This window comes from Pantoea sp. X-Soil-OKNW-713, assembly GCF_059730685.1.
In genome coordinates this window covers 287,293-302,196 of sequence record NZ_AP035995.1, presented here as the reverse complement: position 1 = coordinate 302,196, position 14,904 = coordinate 287,293, and the positions used below count along the sequence as shown (strand labels likewise).

General features: G+C 53.3%; 6 protein-coding genes, 2 tRNA genes and 3 rRNA genes. 3 read left to right on the top strand and 8 right to left on the bottom strand.

What is annotated here, in order from left to right:
• Positions 1–37 precede the first annotated feature (37 nt).
• The 3 genes from aceA to metA all read right to left on the bottom strand — a co-directional run bounded on the left by aceA (position 38) and on the right by metA (position 4,151).
• The gene (gene aceA, locus AC6I8R_RS01360) at positions 38–1,342 is read right to left on the bottom strand and encodes an isocitrate lyase (protein WP_021186254.1); all 1,305 of its coding nucleotides are present in this window, start codon (positions 1,340–1,342) and stop codon (positions 38–40) included.
• A gap of 16 nt (positions 1,343–1,358) precedes the next feature.
• The gene (gene aceB / locus AC6I8R_RS01355) at positions 1,359–2,957 is read right to left on the bottom strand and encodes a malate synthase A (protein WP_021186253.1); all 1,599 of its coding nucleotides are present in this window, start codon (positions 2,955–2,957) and stop codon (positions 1,359–1,361) included.
• A 264-nt stretch (positions 2,958–3,221) separates the two neighbouring features.
• Positions 3,222–4,151 (bottom strand): homoserine O-acetyltransferase MetA, encoded by a 930-nt coding sequence (gene metA / locus AC6I8R_RS01350; RefSeq protein WP_021186252.1) that lies wholly within the window; start codon positions 4,149–4,151, stop codon positions 3,222–3,224.
• A 509-nt stretch (positions 4,152–4,660) separates the two neighbouring features.
• Here metA and AC6I8R_RS01345 point away from each other — a divergent pair.
• Complete coding sequence (locus AC6I8R_RS01345) at positions 4,661–5,983, top strand: carbohydrate porin (protein WP_497831823.1); 1,323 nt, start codon at positions 4,661–4,663, stop codon at positions 5,981–5,983.
• Between the two features lie 182 nt (positions 5,984–6,165).
• Here the strand turns inward: AC6I8R_RS01345 and rrf are convergent.
• The 5 genes from rrf to AC6I8R_RS01320 form a co-directional block, all read right to left on the bottom strand.
• A 5S ribosomal RNA gene (gene rrf / locus AC6I8R_RS01340) occupies positions 6,166–6,281 on the bottom strand.
• A 105-nt stretch (positions 6,282–6,386) separates the two neighbouring features.
• A 23S ribosomal RNA gene (locus AC6I8R_RS01335) occupies positions 6,387–9,289 on the bottom strand.
• 196 nt (positions 9,290–9,485) lie between these two features.
• Positions 9,486–9,561, bottom strand: a tRNA-Ala gene (locus tag AC6I8R_RS01330).
• Positions 9,562–9,707: 146 nt separating this feature from the next.
• Positions 9,708–9,784, bottom strand: a tRNA-Ile gene (locus AC6I8R_RS01325).
• A gap of 74 nt (positions 9,785–9,858) precedes the next feature.
• A 16S ribosomal RNA gene (locus tag AC6I8R_RS01320) occupies positions 9,859–11,400 on the bottom strand.
• The 16S, 23S and 5S rRNA genes sit together here with 2 tRNA genes alongside, the layout of an rRNA operon.
• Positions 11,401–12,001: 601 nt before the next feature.
• On the opposite strand from AC6I8R_RS01320, the gene purH reads away from it, so the two are divergent.
• Together purH and purD are read left to right on the top strand one after the other, a co-directional pair.
• Entirely contained in the window at positions 12,002–13,591 is a 1,590-nt protein-coding gene (purH, locus tag AC6I8R_RS01315; protein ID WP_021186411.1) for a bifunctional phosphoribosylaminoimidazolecarboxamide formyltransferase/IMP cyclohydrolase, read from the top strand.
• Positions 13,592–13,609: 18 nt separating this feature from the next.
• Positions 13,610–14,890 (top strand): phosphoribosylamine--glycine ligase, encoded by a 1,281-nt coding sequence (gene purD / locus AC6I8R_RS01310; protein ID WP_021186412.1) that lies wholly within the window; start codon positions 13,610–13,612, stop codon positions 14,888–14,890.
• The last annotated feature ends 14 nt before the right edge of the window (positions 14,891–14,904 follow it).

Genomic DNA, 14,904 nt, shown 5'->3' with positions numbered 1-14,904 from the left:
CGGCAATATGGCCCCTCCGTGGGCCAGGGATCACAACTCAGAACTGCGCAGCTTCCGTGGAACCGGTCAGCGCCGTCACCGACGACTGGCCACCCTGAATCACCGTGGTGATACGGTCGAAATAGCCGGTACCCACTTCCTGCTGATGGGACGAGAAGGTGTAGCCCTTCTCACGCGCCGCGAATTCTGGCTGCTGTACTTTCTCCACGTAGTGACGCATCCCCTCGCCCTGCGCATAGGCGTGCGCCAGGTCGAACATGTTGAACCACATGCTGTGAATACCTGCCAGGGTGATGAACTGGAAGCGGTAACCCATCTCGCTCAACGCCTGCTGGAAGCGGGCGATGGTGCGATCATCGAGGTTTTTCTTCCAGTTAAACGACGGCGAGCAGTTGTAGGCCAGCAGCTTGCCGGGGTATTGCGCATGGATCGCGTCGGCAAAACGCTGCGCCAGCGCCAGATCCGGCGTCGAGGTTTCGCACCACAACACATCCGCATAAGGGGCGTAGGCCAGACCGCGACTGATTGCCTGCTCAATCCCGGCGCGAGTGCGGAAGAACCCTTCCGAGGTGCGTTCGCCAGTAATAAAGGCGCGATCATATTCATCGCAGTCCGAGGTGATCAGGTCAGCAGCATCCGCGTCGGTGCGGGCGATCAGCACCGTCGGGACATCCATCACATCGGCCGCCAGTCGTGCCGCCACCAGTTTTTGGATCGCCTCCTGCGTTGGTACCAGTACTTTGCCGCCCATATGGCCGCATTTCTTTACCGCCGCCAGTTGATCTTCAAAATGCACCGCCGCCGCACCAGCCTGGATCATCGACTTCATCAACTCAAACGCGTTGAGCACCCCGCCAAAGCCCGCTTCAGCATCCGCCACGATCGGCAGGTAGTAATCAATAAACCCTTCAACGTCCGGCGACATTCCGCTGGCCCACTGAATCTGATCGGCACGCTGGAAGCTTTGATTGATACGTTCCACTACTGCCGGTACCGAGTTCACCGGATACAGCGACTGATCCGGGTACATTTGCCCGGCAAGGTTGGCATCCGCCGCCACCTGCCAGCCGGAGAGATAAATCGCCTCAATACCCGCTTTCGCCTGTTGTACCGCCTGACCACCGGTCAGTGCCCCCAGGCTATTGATGTAACCCTTTTGCGATTCGCCATTCAGCAGCGACCACAGCTTTTGCGCGCCGCGTTCGGCGAGGGTGCAAGCCGGATTCACCGAACCGCGTAAATTCACCACATCCTGCGCGCTGTAAGGACGTGTAATGCCCTGCCAGCGCGCGTCGCGCCAGGTGGTTTCCAGTTGTTTGATTTGTTGTGCACGAGTCGTCATGGCAATGTCTCCTGGGTCATGGCAGCAGGCGGTAACCTGGCAGGGTGAGGAAAGGAACCAGTTCATCATCGGTGGTGATTTGCGCCATCAGCGCAGCGGCATCAGCAAAACGTCCATGACGGAAGCGCTCTTCGCCGAGGCTGTGCTGTAACGCATGCAGCTCTTCATCCAGCAGTTGTTCAAACAATGCAGCCGTCACCAGCTGACCATCGCTAAGGATTTGCTTGTGGTGAATCCATTGCCAGATTGAGGTACGGGCAATTTCGGCAGTCGCGGCGTCTTCCATCAGACCATCAATGGGGACACAGCCGTTGCCACTGATCCACGACTCCAGATATTGCAACGCCACCCGGATGTTGGCGCGCATCCCGGCTTCGGTACGTTTGCCGCGACAGGGAAGTAATAAGCGCTCGGCGGTGATCGGATTGTCCTGCTCGCGGCTGACATGCAACTGGTTAGGTCGATCGCCCAGTTGGCGATTAAATTCGGCCATCGCAATATCCGCCAGACCGGGATGTGCCACCCAGGTGCCGTCGTGGCCGTTTGCCGCTTCACGAGCCTTATCCTCCCGCACCTTCTGCATCACCCAGGCATTACGCTCTTCATCCTTGCTCGGGATCAGCGCCGACATGCCACCCATTGCCAGTGCGCCGCGACGATGGCAGGTTTTGATCAGCAGACGCGAGTAGGCATCAAGGAAAGGTTGATCCATGCTGATTTGCTGACGATCTGGCAGGATGCGTTCACCATGCTGACCCAGCGTTTTGATGTAGCTGAAGATATAATCCCAGCGACCACAGTTCAGACCGACCACATGATCGCGCAGCTCCCACAGGATCTCATCCATCTGGAACACCGCCGGTAACGTCTCGATCAACACCGTGGCTTTAATGGTACCGCGTGGCAGATCAAGCCGATCTTCGCTGAAACGGAAGATTTCACGCCACCACGCCACTTCCGAGGCATGCTCAGTTTTCGGCAGATAGAACCACGGCCCATGACCTTTCTCCAGCAGCGCATCGACGTTGTGAAACAGATACAACGCGAAATCGAACAACCCACCGGGGATGGCACGATCACGCCATTCCACATGCTTCTCATCCAGATGCAGACCGCGCACACGGCACATCAGCAACGCCGGATCGGATCGTAACTGGTAGATCTTGCCTGCTTCACTGGTGAAGCTCAGCGTACCTTTTACCGCATCACGCAGCGCCAACTGACCATCAACCAATTTTTGCCAGGTGGGTGCCAGCGAATCCTCAAAATCCGCCATAAACACTTTTACGTTTGCATTCAATGCGTTGATCACCATTTTGCGATCCGGTGGTCCGGTGATCTCAACGCGGCGATCGCGCAGTAACTCCGGAATGGGGCGCACCTGCCACGCATTTTCACGAATGGAAGCCGTTTCCGAATCAAAGCCTGGCAATGCGCCTTGATCATAACGCTGTTGCCGCTGCTCGCGAGCTTTCAACAGGCGATCGCGTTCCGGGGCGAAACGTGCCACCAGGGAGTGCAGGAAGTCGATCGCTTCCGGGGTGAGCAGCTGCTTTTCCGCGTGGGTAAAGGGCTGGCTGAAGGTTAGCGTACTGCTGATAACCGAGTCTGTCATGCGGGCTGCCTCCTGTGTTGATCCCTAATTGCGTTGCGGGATCCGGCTGTAGGGTGTTTTTTGACCTGCAAGATCAGAGCATAATGATTTTTATTTTATTTTCAAAAACTATTTCCATTTTTTATTTAAATGTAACTCAACCACATGATTTAAATGTAATTTAAAGTCTCGAATTAAAGGCAATGACTTCCATGCCATCTCGCAGGCAAAAAAAAACCGCGGTTACACGAGGCAACCACGGCAAGGTCAAATGAGTTGGAACGGTTACTCGAGTGTCGGATTCATATGTCGTAGATCAAACGGCGTGATCTGGTAAACGTAATAGTTCAGCCAGTTCGAGAACAACAGGTTGCCATGACTGCGCCAGGTGGCGCGTGGCGGCAACTCCGGGTTGTCGTGAGGGAAATAGTTAAATGGCACCTCGGGATGCAGCCCGGCATCGTAATCACGATGGTATTCACCGGATAGCGTCAGCGCATCGTACTCCGGGTGTCCGGTAACAAACGCCAGGCGCTTATCTTTGCTCGCCATCAGGTAGGCCCCGGTGGTTTCCGATTCGGCAAACAGCTCCAGATCGGTGTAATCACGGATCAGCTGGCTGGGAAAGTCGGCATAGCGCGAATGCGGGGCGAGGAAGTTGTCATCAAAACCACGCGTCAGCAACGCATGCGGATGCAGGATTTGATGCTCATACACGCCAGACAGCTTGTGCTGGCGCGTCTGTTTAGGAATGCCGTAGAGAATATTCAACGCGGCCTGTACCGCCCAGCAGACAAATAACGTCGAGGTGACGTGTTCCTTTGCCCAGTGCAGCACACGCTGAATCTGCGGCCAGTAGGCGACATCATTGAAATCCACCAGACCCAGCGGCGCACCGGTAACAATCAGTCCATCGAAGTTATCATCCTGAATATCCTCAAAATTGCAGTAGAAATTATTCAGGTGCTCGGTGGGGGTATTACGTGACTCGCGGCTGTCGATACGCAATAGCTGAATATCAATCTGCAATGGCGAGTTGGATAACAGGCGCAGGAACTGGTTTTCGGTCTCAATCTTTTTCGGCATCAGGTTGAGGACCAGCACTTTCAACGGACGGATCTCCTGAACACTGGCGCGCGACGAGGTCATCACAAAGACATTCTCGTTGCGCAAGAAATTCACTGCCGGTAACTCGTCGGGGATCCTGATTGGCATAGCCTGCTTACCTCTTACAACCGTATAAACGTTTAGACATCCAGATGCCTGACATTAGCCTGGAGTATCGTGAATGTCGAGTCTTCATGCGATTTATGAAAATGTTTCAGCTTAATGTGTCTTAAGGATCTGGCGAAGAAAGAATCTCTGACAGCCTGAAATTAAATAACTGCGGGTCAATTTAAATAATCAAAGCGGGTGGAAAACATTCTATCTATATTTATTTGGTTTATAATCCAGACTTTTTAGGTTGTATAAATACCATCAACAAAAGTGAGATTAATAATTAAAACCTCATGAAATTGAAATATAAAAACCATGAAATTCATTATGTTATAAATTTTATTGTTCTCAATCAAAACCTCAAAATAAATATTTATAAAATTTAAATCACGTCAGGTGTATAAGTCACTTCTGTTATAAAAACAGACCACACTATTAATTCCAACTTTGAAATATCCCTTTATTTAACTTTTTGGCTCGGAAATTATATCTGTAAGGTTTTTACTATGCATAAACTCAAAATTGCACACCTGATCGTACCAGTCATGCTGGTCATGGCGTCACCCTACGGGTTTGCGGCTGCCGCCCCCTTCTCCAGTGATTCACCGTGGATGTTAGGTGACTGGGATGGTCAGCGTACCGCCCTGCAACAACAAGGCATTGATTTTAATGTCAATTATGTGATGGAGAGTGCCGCGAATCTGGCAGGTGGCTATCAATCTGCCACTACCGCACGTTATACCGATCAATGGCTGTTCAGTACCCATCTCGACCTGGAAAAATTGCTGGGGTGGCAGGACACTGATTTCCAGGCCACGGTGACGGATCGTAATGGGCAGAACCTGTCGGAACAGGTGGCAAACCCTAAAGCCCCGATGCTTTCTTCTGTTCAGGAGGTTTATGGCCGCGGTCAGACATGGCGACTGACACAGTTCTGGTTGCGTAGCGGTTTTTTCAACGACCATGTCAATCTTAAGCTGGGTCGTGCGACGGTAGGGGAGGATTTTGGCACCATCGAGTCACATTTCCAGAACCTGGCGCTCGGACCGGGTATTCCGGGTAAATCTCGTAGCGATCGCTGGATGAACTGGCCGGTATCTCAGTGGATGGGGCGTTTACAGCTGAATATCACGCCGGATGTCTATGTTAAGGTGGGATTTTATAATCAGAACGATGATAACGATAATCGCGGCAGCGGTTTTCACTTCTCGGTCAATCACTCCGATGGCAATCTGGTTCCGGTAGAAATTGGCTGGCAGCCAAAGCTTGGTGCTGATGCACTACAGGGAAATTATCGCCTGGGTGCTTACTACTCTTCGGCTCAGGGTGGGGTTTATCACAGCTGGCAACACGGTCAATATGGCGATACCGCGCATGGCTACGGCGCTTATGCCATTGTTCAGCAGCAATTATTTGCCCTGCAACATGATAATCATCGCAGCTTGTCTCTGACGCTGAGCCAGGTGATGCATGATAAGCGCACCTCAAAACTCGATTATACCCAAACGGTGGCACTGAGCTGGAAAGGGCTTTTTGCTACGCGTCCCCAGGATGAAATTGGTTTAGGTATGGCGCGTTTGCATGTGAATTCGGCATACAGTCGCATGCTCGAGCGGGAGAATGAAGAGAACGGTGCGCAAAGCGTGAATGATGCTACTTATCTGCCAGTGATCAGAGGCTCTGAATACGACTATGAACTCTACTATTCCTGGAACGCCAGCCCATGGCTTACATTGCGTCCTAATCTGCAATACGTTGTCGCGCCAGGCGCAGACAGCAGCGTAAAAGATGCATTTGTTGGGGGAATTACAGCGAGCTTAACGTTCTAACAGTTAAGCGGTAATGGTGCGATTTATCGCATCATTACCCGTTGCGGCGCGATTTATCTCACGCATTTCAGCGCAGCTTCACGTAAAACCTGCGCGATAAATCGCGCCGCTACGGGGTATTACTGGCTTGCAGACGTAAAAAAGCCCTGAACTTTCGTTCAGGGCTTCTTCACTTGATTGATGCCTGGCAGTTCCCTACTCTCGCATGGGGAGACCCCACACTACCATCGGCGCTACGGCGTTTCACTTCTGAGTTCGGCATGGGGTCAGGTGGGACCACCGCGCTACAGCCGCCAGGCAAATTCTGTTTATCCGTACCGCCCTCGCAGGCCATACGAACCAATCCGTTCGAACAAAGCTGAAAATTCTTGCGTCTCTCAACTCAAAACGCCTCTGGCGTTGTAAGGTTAAGCCTCACGGGTCATTAGTACCGGTTAGCTCAATGCATCGCTGCACTTACACATCCGGCCTATCAACGTCGTCGTCTTCAACGTCCCTTCAGGACTCTCAAGGAGTCAGGGAGAACTCATCTCGGGGCAAGTTTCGTGCTTAGATGCTTTCAGCACTTATCTTTTCCGCACTTAGCTACCGGGCAATGCCATTGGCATGACAACCCGAACACCAGTGGTGCGTTCACTCCGGTCCTCTCGTACTAGGAGCAACCCCCCTCAATTCTCCAGCGCCCACGGCAGATAGGGACCGAACTGTCTCACGACGTTCTAAACCCAGCTCGCGTACCACTTTAAACGGCGAACAGCCGTACCCTTGGGACCTACTTCAGCCCCAGGATGTGATGAGCCGACATCGAGGTGCCAAACACCGCCGTCGATATGAACTCTTGGGCGGTATCAGCCTGTTATCCCCGGAGTACCTTTTATCCGTTGAGCGATGGCCCTTCCATTCAGAACCACCGGATCACTATGACCTGCTTTCGCACCTGCTCGAGCCGTCACTCTCGCAGTCAAGCTGGCTTATGCCATTGCACTAACCTCCTGATGTCCGACCAGGATTAGCCAACCTTCGTGCTCCTCCGTTACACTTTGGGAGGAGACCGCCCCAGTCAAACTACCCACCAGACACTGTCCGCAGCCCGGATTACGGGCCTACGTTAGAACATCAAACATTAAAGGGTGGTATTTCAAGGTTGGCTCCACGCAGACTGGCGTCCACGCTTCAAAGCCTCCCACCTATCCTACACATCAAGGCTCAATGTTCAGTGTCAAGCTATAGTAAAGGTTCACGGGGTCTTTCCGTCTTGCCGCGGGTACACTGCATCTTCACAGCGATTTCAATTTCACTGAGTCTCGGGTGGAGACAGCCTGGCCATCATTACGCCATTCGTGCAGGTCGGAACTTACCCGACAAGGAATTTCGCTACCTTAGGACCGTTATAGTTACGGCCGCCGTTTACCGGGGCTTCGATCAAGAGCTTCTCCTTACGGATAACCCCATCAATTAACCTTCCGGCACCGGGCAGGCGTCACACCGTATACGTCCACTTTCGTGTTTGCACAGTGCTGTGTTTTTAATAAACAGTTGCAGCCAGCTGGTATCTTCGACTGCCTTCGGCTCCATCCGCGAGGGACTTCACCTGATGACAGCGTGCCTTCTCCCGAAGTTACGGCACCATTTTGCCTAGTTCCTTCACCCGAGTTCTCTCAAGCGCCTTGGTATTCTCTACCTGACCACCTGTGTCGGTTTGGGGTACGATTTCGTGTTACCTGGAGCTTAGAGGCTTTTCCTGGAAGCAGGGCATCAGTTACTTCATCACCGTAGTGACTCGTCATCACGCCTCAGCCTTGAAGCATTCCGGATTTGCCTGGAATGCAAGCCTACACGCTTAAACCGGGACAACCGTCGCCCGGATAACCTAGCCTTCTCCGTCCCCCCTTCGCAGTAACACCAAGTACAGGAATATTAACCTGTTTCCCATCGACTACGCTTTTCAGCCTCGCCTTAGGGGTCGACTCACCCTGCCCCGATTAACGTTGGACAGGAACCCTTGGTCTTCCGGCGAGCGGGCTTTTCACCCGCTTTATCGTTACTTATGTCAGCATTCGCACTTCTGATACCTCCAGCAGACCTCACAGTCCACCTTCAGCGGCTTACAGAACGCTCCCCTACCCAACAACACATAGTGTCGCTGCCGCAGCTTCGGTGCATGGTTTAGCCCCGTTACATCTTCCGCGCAGGCCGACTCGACCAGTGAGCTATTACGCTTTCTTTAAATGATGGCTGCTTCTAAGCCAACATCCTGGCTGTCTGGGCCTTCCCACATCGTTTCCCACTTAACCATGACTTTGGGACCTTAGCTGGCGGTCTGGGTTGTTTCCCTCTTCACGACGGACGTTAGCACCCGCCGTGTGTCTCCCGTGATAACATTCTCCGGTATTCGCAGTTTGCATCGGGTTGGTAAGCCGGGATGGCCCCCTAGCCGAAACAGTGCTCTACCCCCGGAGATGAATTCACGAGGCGCTACCTAAATAGCTTTCGGGGAGAACCAGCTATCTCCCGGTTTGATTGGCCTTTCACCCCCAGCCACAAGTCATCCGCTAATTTTTCAACATTAGTCGGTTCGGTCCTCCAGTTAGTGTTACCCAACCTTCAACCTGCCCATGGCTAGATCACCGGGTTTCGGGTCTATACCCTGCAACTTAACGCCCAATTAAGACTCGGTTTCCCTGCGGCTCCCCTATACGGTTAACCTTGCTACAGAATATAAGTCGCTGACCCATTATACAAAAGGTACGCAGTCACCTAACAAGTAGGCTCCCACTGCTTGTACGTACACGGTTTCAGGTTCTGTTTCACTCCCCTCGCCGGGGTTCTTTTCGCCTTTCCCTCACGGTACTGGTTCACTATCGGTCAGTCAGGAGTATTTAGCCTTGGAGGATGGTCCCCCCATATTCAGACAGGATACCACGTGTCCCGCCCTACTCATCGGACTCACAATCTGTGCATTTTCATGTACGGGGCTGTCACCCTGTATCGCGCGACTTTCCAGACGCTTCCATTAACACACAAACTGATTCAGGTCCTGGGCTGTTCCCCGTTCGCTCGCCGCTACTGGGGGAATCTCGGTTGATTTCTTTTCCTCGGGGTACTTAGATGTTTCAGTTCCCCCGGTTCGCCTCGTTAACCTATGTATTCAGTTAACGATAGTGCACAAGTGCACTGGGTTTCCCCATTCGGACATCGTCGGCTGTTGCGGTTCATATCACCTTACCGACGCTTTTCGCAGATTAGCACGTCCTTCATCGCCTCTGACTGCCAGGGCATCCACCGTGTACGCTTAGTCGCTTAACCTCACAACCCACAGACGTTTTGCAACGCATGCAGACTGCAAGCATTTGAGAGACTCGAACACATCGTTTTCATTTCTTATTACGGAGAAATGAAACAACGTGTCGTTTCAAATTTTCAGCTTGTTCCGGATTGTTAAAGAGCAAATACTTCGCAGCACACCGTTTCCGGTACGCTCTGAAGTATTGAAGTACTGTAATGGTGGAGCTAAGCGGGATCGAACCGCTGACCTCCTGCGTGCAAGGCAGGCGCTCTCCCAGCTGAGCTATAGCCCCATACAGTTACTGCAGAGACCACTACTACCACTCAACCGAGTTAACATTCTTACAGGAAGAATGTAATTTCTTCTCAGGCAAGGCATGCGGAAGGGAAGTTTACGTGAGTAAACGACCGCGCGCATAACGCAGCATGAGGAGAAATTTGGTAGGCCTGAGTGGACTTGAACCACCGACCTCACCCTTATCAGGGGTGCGCTCTAACCACCTGAGCTACAAGCCTGTAGAGGTTTTTTCTGCTCGTTACTTTTTCATCAGACAATCTGTGTGAGCACTTCGAAGGAAGGTATCTTCAGGTAAGGAGGTGATCCAACCGCAGGTTCCCCTACGGTTACCTTGTTACGACTTCACCCCAGTCATGAATCACAAAGTGGTAAGCGCCCTCCCGAAGGTTAAGCTACCTACTTCTTTTGCAACCCACTCCCATGGTGTGACGGGCGGTGTGTACAAGGCCCGGGAACGTATTCACCGTAGCATTCTGATCTACGATTACTAGCGATTCCGACTTCATGGAGTCGAGTTGCAGACTCCAATCCGGACTACGACGCACTTTATGAGGTCCGCTTGCTCTCGCGAGGTCGCTTCTCTTTGTATGCGCCATTGTAGCACGTGTGTAGCCCTGGCCGTAAGGGCCATGATGACTTGACGTCATCCCCACCTTCCTCCGGTTTATCACCGGCAGTCTCCTTTGAGTTCCCGACCGAATCGCTGGCAACAAAGGATAAGGGTTGCGCTCGTTGCGGGACTTAACCCAACATTTCACAACACGAGCTGACGACAGCCATGCAGCACCTGTCTCACGGTTCCCGAAGGCACTAAGGCATCTCTGCCAAATTCCGTGGATGTCAAGGCCAGGTAAGGTTCTTCGCGTTGCATCGAATTAAACCACATGCTCCACCGCTTGTGCGGGCCCCCGTCAATTCATTTGAGTTTTAACCTTGCGGCCGTACTCCCCAGGCGGTCGACTTAACGCGTTAGCTCCGGAAGCCACGCCTCAAGGGCACAACCTCCAAGTCGACATCGTTTACAGCGTGGACTACCAGGGTATCTAATCCTGTTTGCTCCCCACGCTTTCGCACCTGAGCGTCAGTCTTTGTCCAGGGGGCCGCCTTCGCCACCGGTATTCCTCCAGATCTCTACGCATTTCACCGCTACACCTGGAATTCTACCCCCCTCTACAAGACTCTAGCCTGCCAGTTTCGAATGCAGTTCCCAGGTTAAGCCCGGGGATTTCACATCCGACTTGACAGACCGCCTGCGTGCGCTTTACGCCCAGTAATTCCGATTAACGCTTGCACCCTCCGTATTACCGCGGCTGCTGGCACGGAGTTAGCCGGTGCTTCTTCTGCGGGTAACGTCAATGACGATGCGTATTAAACATCATCCCTTCCTCCCCGCTGAAAGTACTTTACAACCCGAAGGCCTTCTTCATACACGCGGCATGGCTGCATCAGGCTTGCGCCCATTGTGCAATATTCCCCACTGCTGCCTCCCGTAGGAGTCTGGACCGTGTCTCAGTTCCAGTGTGGCTGGTCATCCTCTCAGACCAGCTAGGGATCGTCGCCTAGGTGAGCCATTACCCCACCTACTAGCTAATCCCATCTGGGTTCATCCGATGGTGTGAGGCCCGAAGGTCCCCCACTTTGGTCTTGCGACGTTATGCGGTATTAGCTACCGTTTCCAGTAGTTATCCCCCTCCATCGGGCAGATCCCCAGACATTACTCACCCGTCCGCCACTCGTCACCCAAGGAGCAAGCTCCTCTGTGCTACCGTTCGACTTGCATGTGTTAGGCCTGCCGCCAGCGTTCAATCTGAGCCATGATCAAACTCTTCAATTTAAGTTTGATGCTCAAAGAATTAAACTTCGTAATGAATTACGTGTTCACTCTTGAGACTTGATATTTTTTAAGTCCGTAGACTTTTGATATCAATCCTGCGAGTGCCCACACAGATTGTCTGATAAATTGTTAAAGAGCAGTGCGAGCAGCGGGTTAACCGTCTGTCGCGAGGTGGCGTATATTACGCTTTCCTCTTTCAGAGTCAATCACTTTTTTCAGCGATTTTCTCTGGCGAGAGCTCCTTCAGAACTTCTCTCTCAACACCGCATTTCGTAAACCGTTGTGCCGTGTCGATGGAGGCGCATTATAGGGAGTTGTTCGGCGCGCGCAACCGCTAATTTCAATAAAAACAACCGTTCGCTGCATTCCACAGCAAAACCCCGCCTTATACCCACTTACACACAAAGTTATCCACACCTCACGACAGAAATGAATTTAGGCGAGCATCGCGCAAACGTTTTCGCTACAATGCCCCGCGACGTGAAGGATGCCCCTTTTGGGGCGTTACCTGAGGCCAACGTTTCTTCTATATAGAAGAAAAACGCTAAGCTTGATGTAACGCTCTTATTTACGCGAAACAAAGCCAAGGGATAAAACCACCATGCAACAACGTCGTCCAGTACGCCGCGCTCTGCTGAGTGTCTCAGACAAAGCCGGTATCCTCGAATTTGCTCAGGCACTCTCCAGCCGTGGTGTTGAGCTGCTCTCCACAGGTGGCACTGCACGCCTGCTGGCAGATGCGGGCCTGCCGGTCACTGAAGTGTCTGACTACACCGGTTTTCCGGAAATGATGGATGGACGTGTCAAAACGCTGCACCCGAAAGTGCATGGCGGCATTCTTGGTCGTCGCGGCCAGGATGATGCCATCATGGCGCAGCACGCTATCAATCCTATCGACATGGTGGTCGTTAACCTTTATCCCTTCGCCCAAACCGTGGCGAAGCCGGGCTGTACGCTGGAAGATGCGGTTGAAAACATCGATATCGGCGGCCCGACCATGGTGCGCTCCGCCGCGAAGAACCATAAAGACGTGGCAATTGTCGTTAAGAGCAGCGATTACCACGCCATCATTGCCGAGCTGGACGCCAACGAAAACTCTCTGACGCTGGAAACCCGTTTCGACCTGGCGATTAAAGCCTTCGAACACACTGCCGCCTACGACAGCATGATTGCTAACTACTTTGGTAGCCTGGTACCGGCCTATCACGGCGAGAGCAAAGAACCTGCTGGTCGTTTCCCGCGTACCCTGAACCTGAACTTCATTAAGAAGCAGGATATGCGTTACGGCGAGAACAGCCATCAGGATGCCGCTTTCTATATAGAAGAGAACGTGGCGGAAGCCTCGGTTGCCACTGCCCAGCAGGTGCAGGGTAAAGCGCTGTCCTACAACAATATCGCTGATACTGATGCTGCTCTGGAATGTGTCAAAGAGTTCAGCGAAGCCGCCTGCGTGATTGTGAAGCACGCCAACCCGTGCGGTGTGGCAGTGGGCAGTTCGATTCTGGACGCCTATGAGCGCGCATACAAAACCGATCCTACCTCTGCATTTGGCGGCATCATCGCTTTCAACCGTGAGCTGGACGAAGCCACCGCACAAGCCATCATCAGCCGTCAGTTCGTGGAAGTGATTATTGCCCCTTCCGCCTCTGAGGCCGCGCTGAAAGTCACCGCCAGCAAACAGAACGTCCGCGTTCTGGTGTGTGGTCAGTGGCAGGATCGCGTTGCCGGTCTGGATTTCAAACGTGTAAACGGTGGTTTGCTGGTACAGGACCGCGATCTGGGTATGGTCGATGCCAGCCAGCTGCGCGTAGTAAGCAAACGCCAGCCAACTGAACAGGAACTGCGTGATGCGCTGTTCTGCTGGAAAGTGGCGAAATTCGTTAAATCCAACGCCATTGTCTATGCGCGTGACAACATGACCATCGGTATTGGCGCAGGCCAGATGAGCCGCGTCTATTCCGCGAAAATCGCCGGTATTAAAGCAGGTGATGAAGGTCTGGAAGTAAAAGGTTCTGCGATGGCCTCTGACGCCTTCTTCCCGTTCCGCGATGGTATTGATGCTGCGGCTGCCGTCGGTGTCACCTGTGTGATTCAGCCAGGTGGTTCGATTCGCGATGATGAAGTGATTGCCGCCGCCGATGAGCACGGCATCGCGATGATCTTTACCGACATGCGTCATTTCCGCCATTAATCGTTGGGAGCGTAACAGATGAAAATTTTAGTCATTGGCAATGGTGGACGTGAGCACGCTCTGGCGTGGAAAGCTGCGCAGTCACCGCTGGCAGAAACCGTGTTTGTCGCACCTGGTAACGCAGGCACCGCACTGGAGCCGGCATTGCAAAATGTCGCTATCAGCGCCACCGACGTTGCCGCGCTGCTGGCCTTTGCTCAGCAGGAGAAAATTGACCTGACCATCGTCGGCCCGGAAGCGCCGCTGGTGATTGGTGTCGTTGATGCGTTCCGTGCCGCGGGTCTGAAAATTTTTGGCCCGACGCAGGCAGCCGCACAGCTGGAAGGCTCCAAAGCCTTCACCAAAGATTTCCTCGCACGTCAGCAGATCCCAACCGCTGAATACCAGAACTTTACCGAGGTAGAACCGGCGCTGGCGTATCTGCGTGAGAAAGGCGCACCGATCGTCATCAAAGCCGATGGTCTGGCCGCCGGTAAAGGCGTGATCGTGGCGATGACGCTGCAAGAAGCGGAAGACGCGGTACAGGATATGCTGGCAGGCAACGCGTTCGGCGATGCCGGCCACCGTATCGTGATTGAAGAGTTCCTCGATGGCGAAGAAGCCAGCTTTATCGTGATGGTTGATGGCGACAACGTGCTGCCGATGGCCACCAGCCAGGATCATAAACGTGTCGGTGACGGCGATACCGGCCCGAATACCGGAGGCATGGGTGCCTACTCTCCGGCACCGGTGGTGACCGATGAGATCCACCAGCGCGTGATGGATCAGATCATTTGGCCAACCGTGAACGGCATGAAAGCCGAAGGTAACACCTACACCGGCTTCCTGTATGCCGGTCTGATGATCGATAAAGCCGGCCAGCCTAAAGTGATCGAGTTCAACTGCCGCTTTGGCGATCCGGAAACCCAGCCGATCATGCTGCGTTTGCAGTCCGATCTGGTGGCGCTGTGTCTGGCGGCCTGTGACGGCAAGTTGGATCAGCAGACGTCACAATGGGATCCGCGTCCGTCACTGGGTGTGGTGCTGGCTGCCGGTGGTTATCCGGGCAACTACAACACCGGCGACCAAATTCACGGCCTGCCGCTGGAAGAAGTTGCAGATGGTAAAGTATTCCACGCCGGTACCACGCTGAAGGATGACCTGGTGGTCACCAACGGGGGTCGCGTACTTTGCGTCACCGCGCTGGGCGCAGATGTTGCTGCCGCACAGCAGCGTGCCTACGAACTGGCGAAGTCGATCTCCTGGGAAGGCAGCTTCTGCCGCCACGATATTGGCTATCGCGCCATCAACCGCAAATAATCAGCAGGGGCACG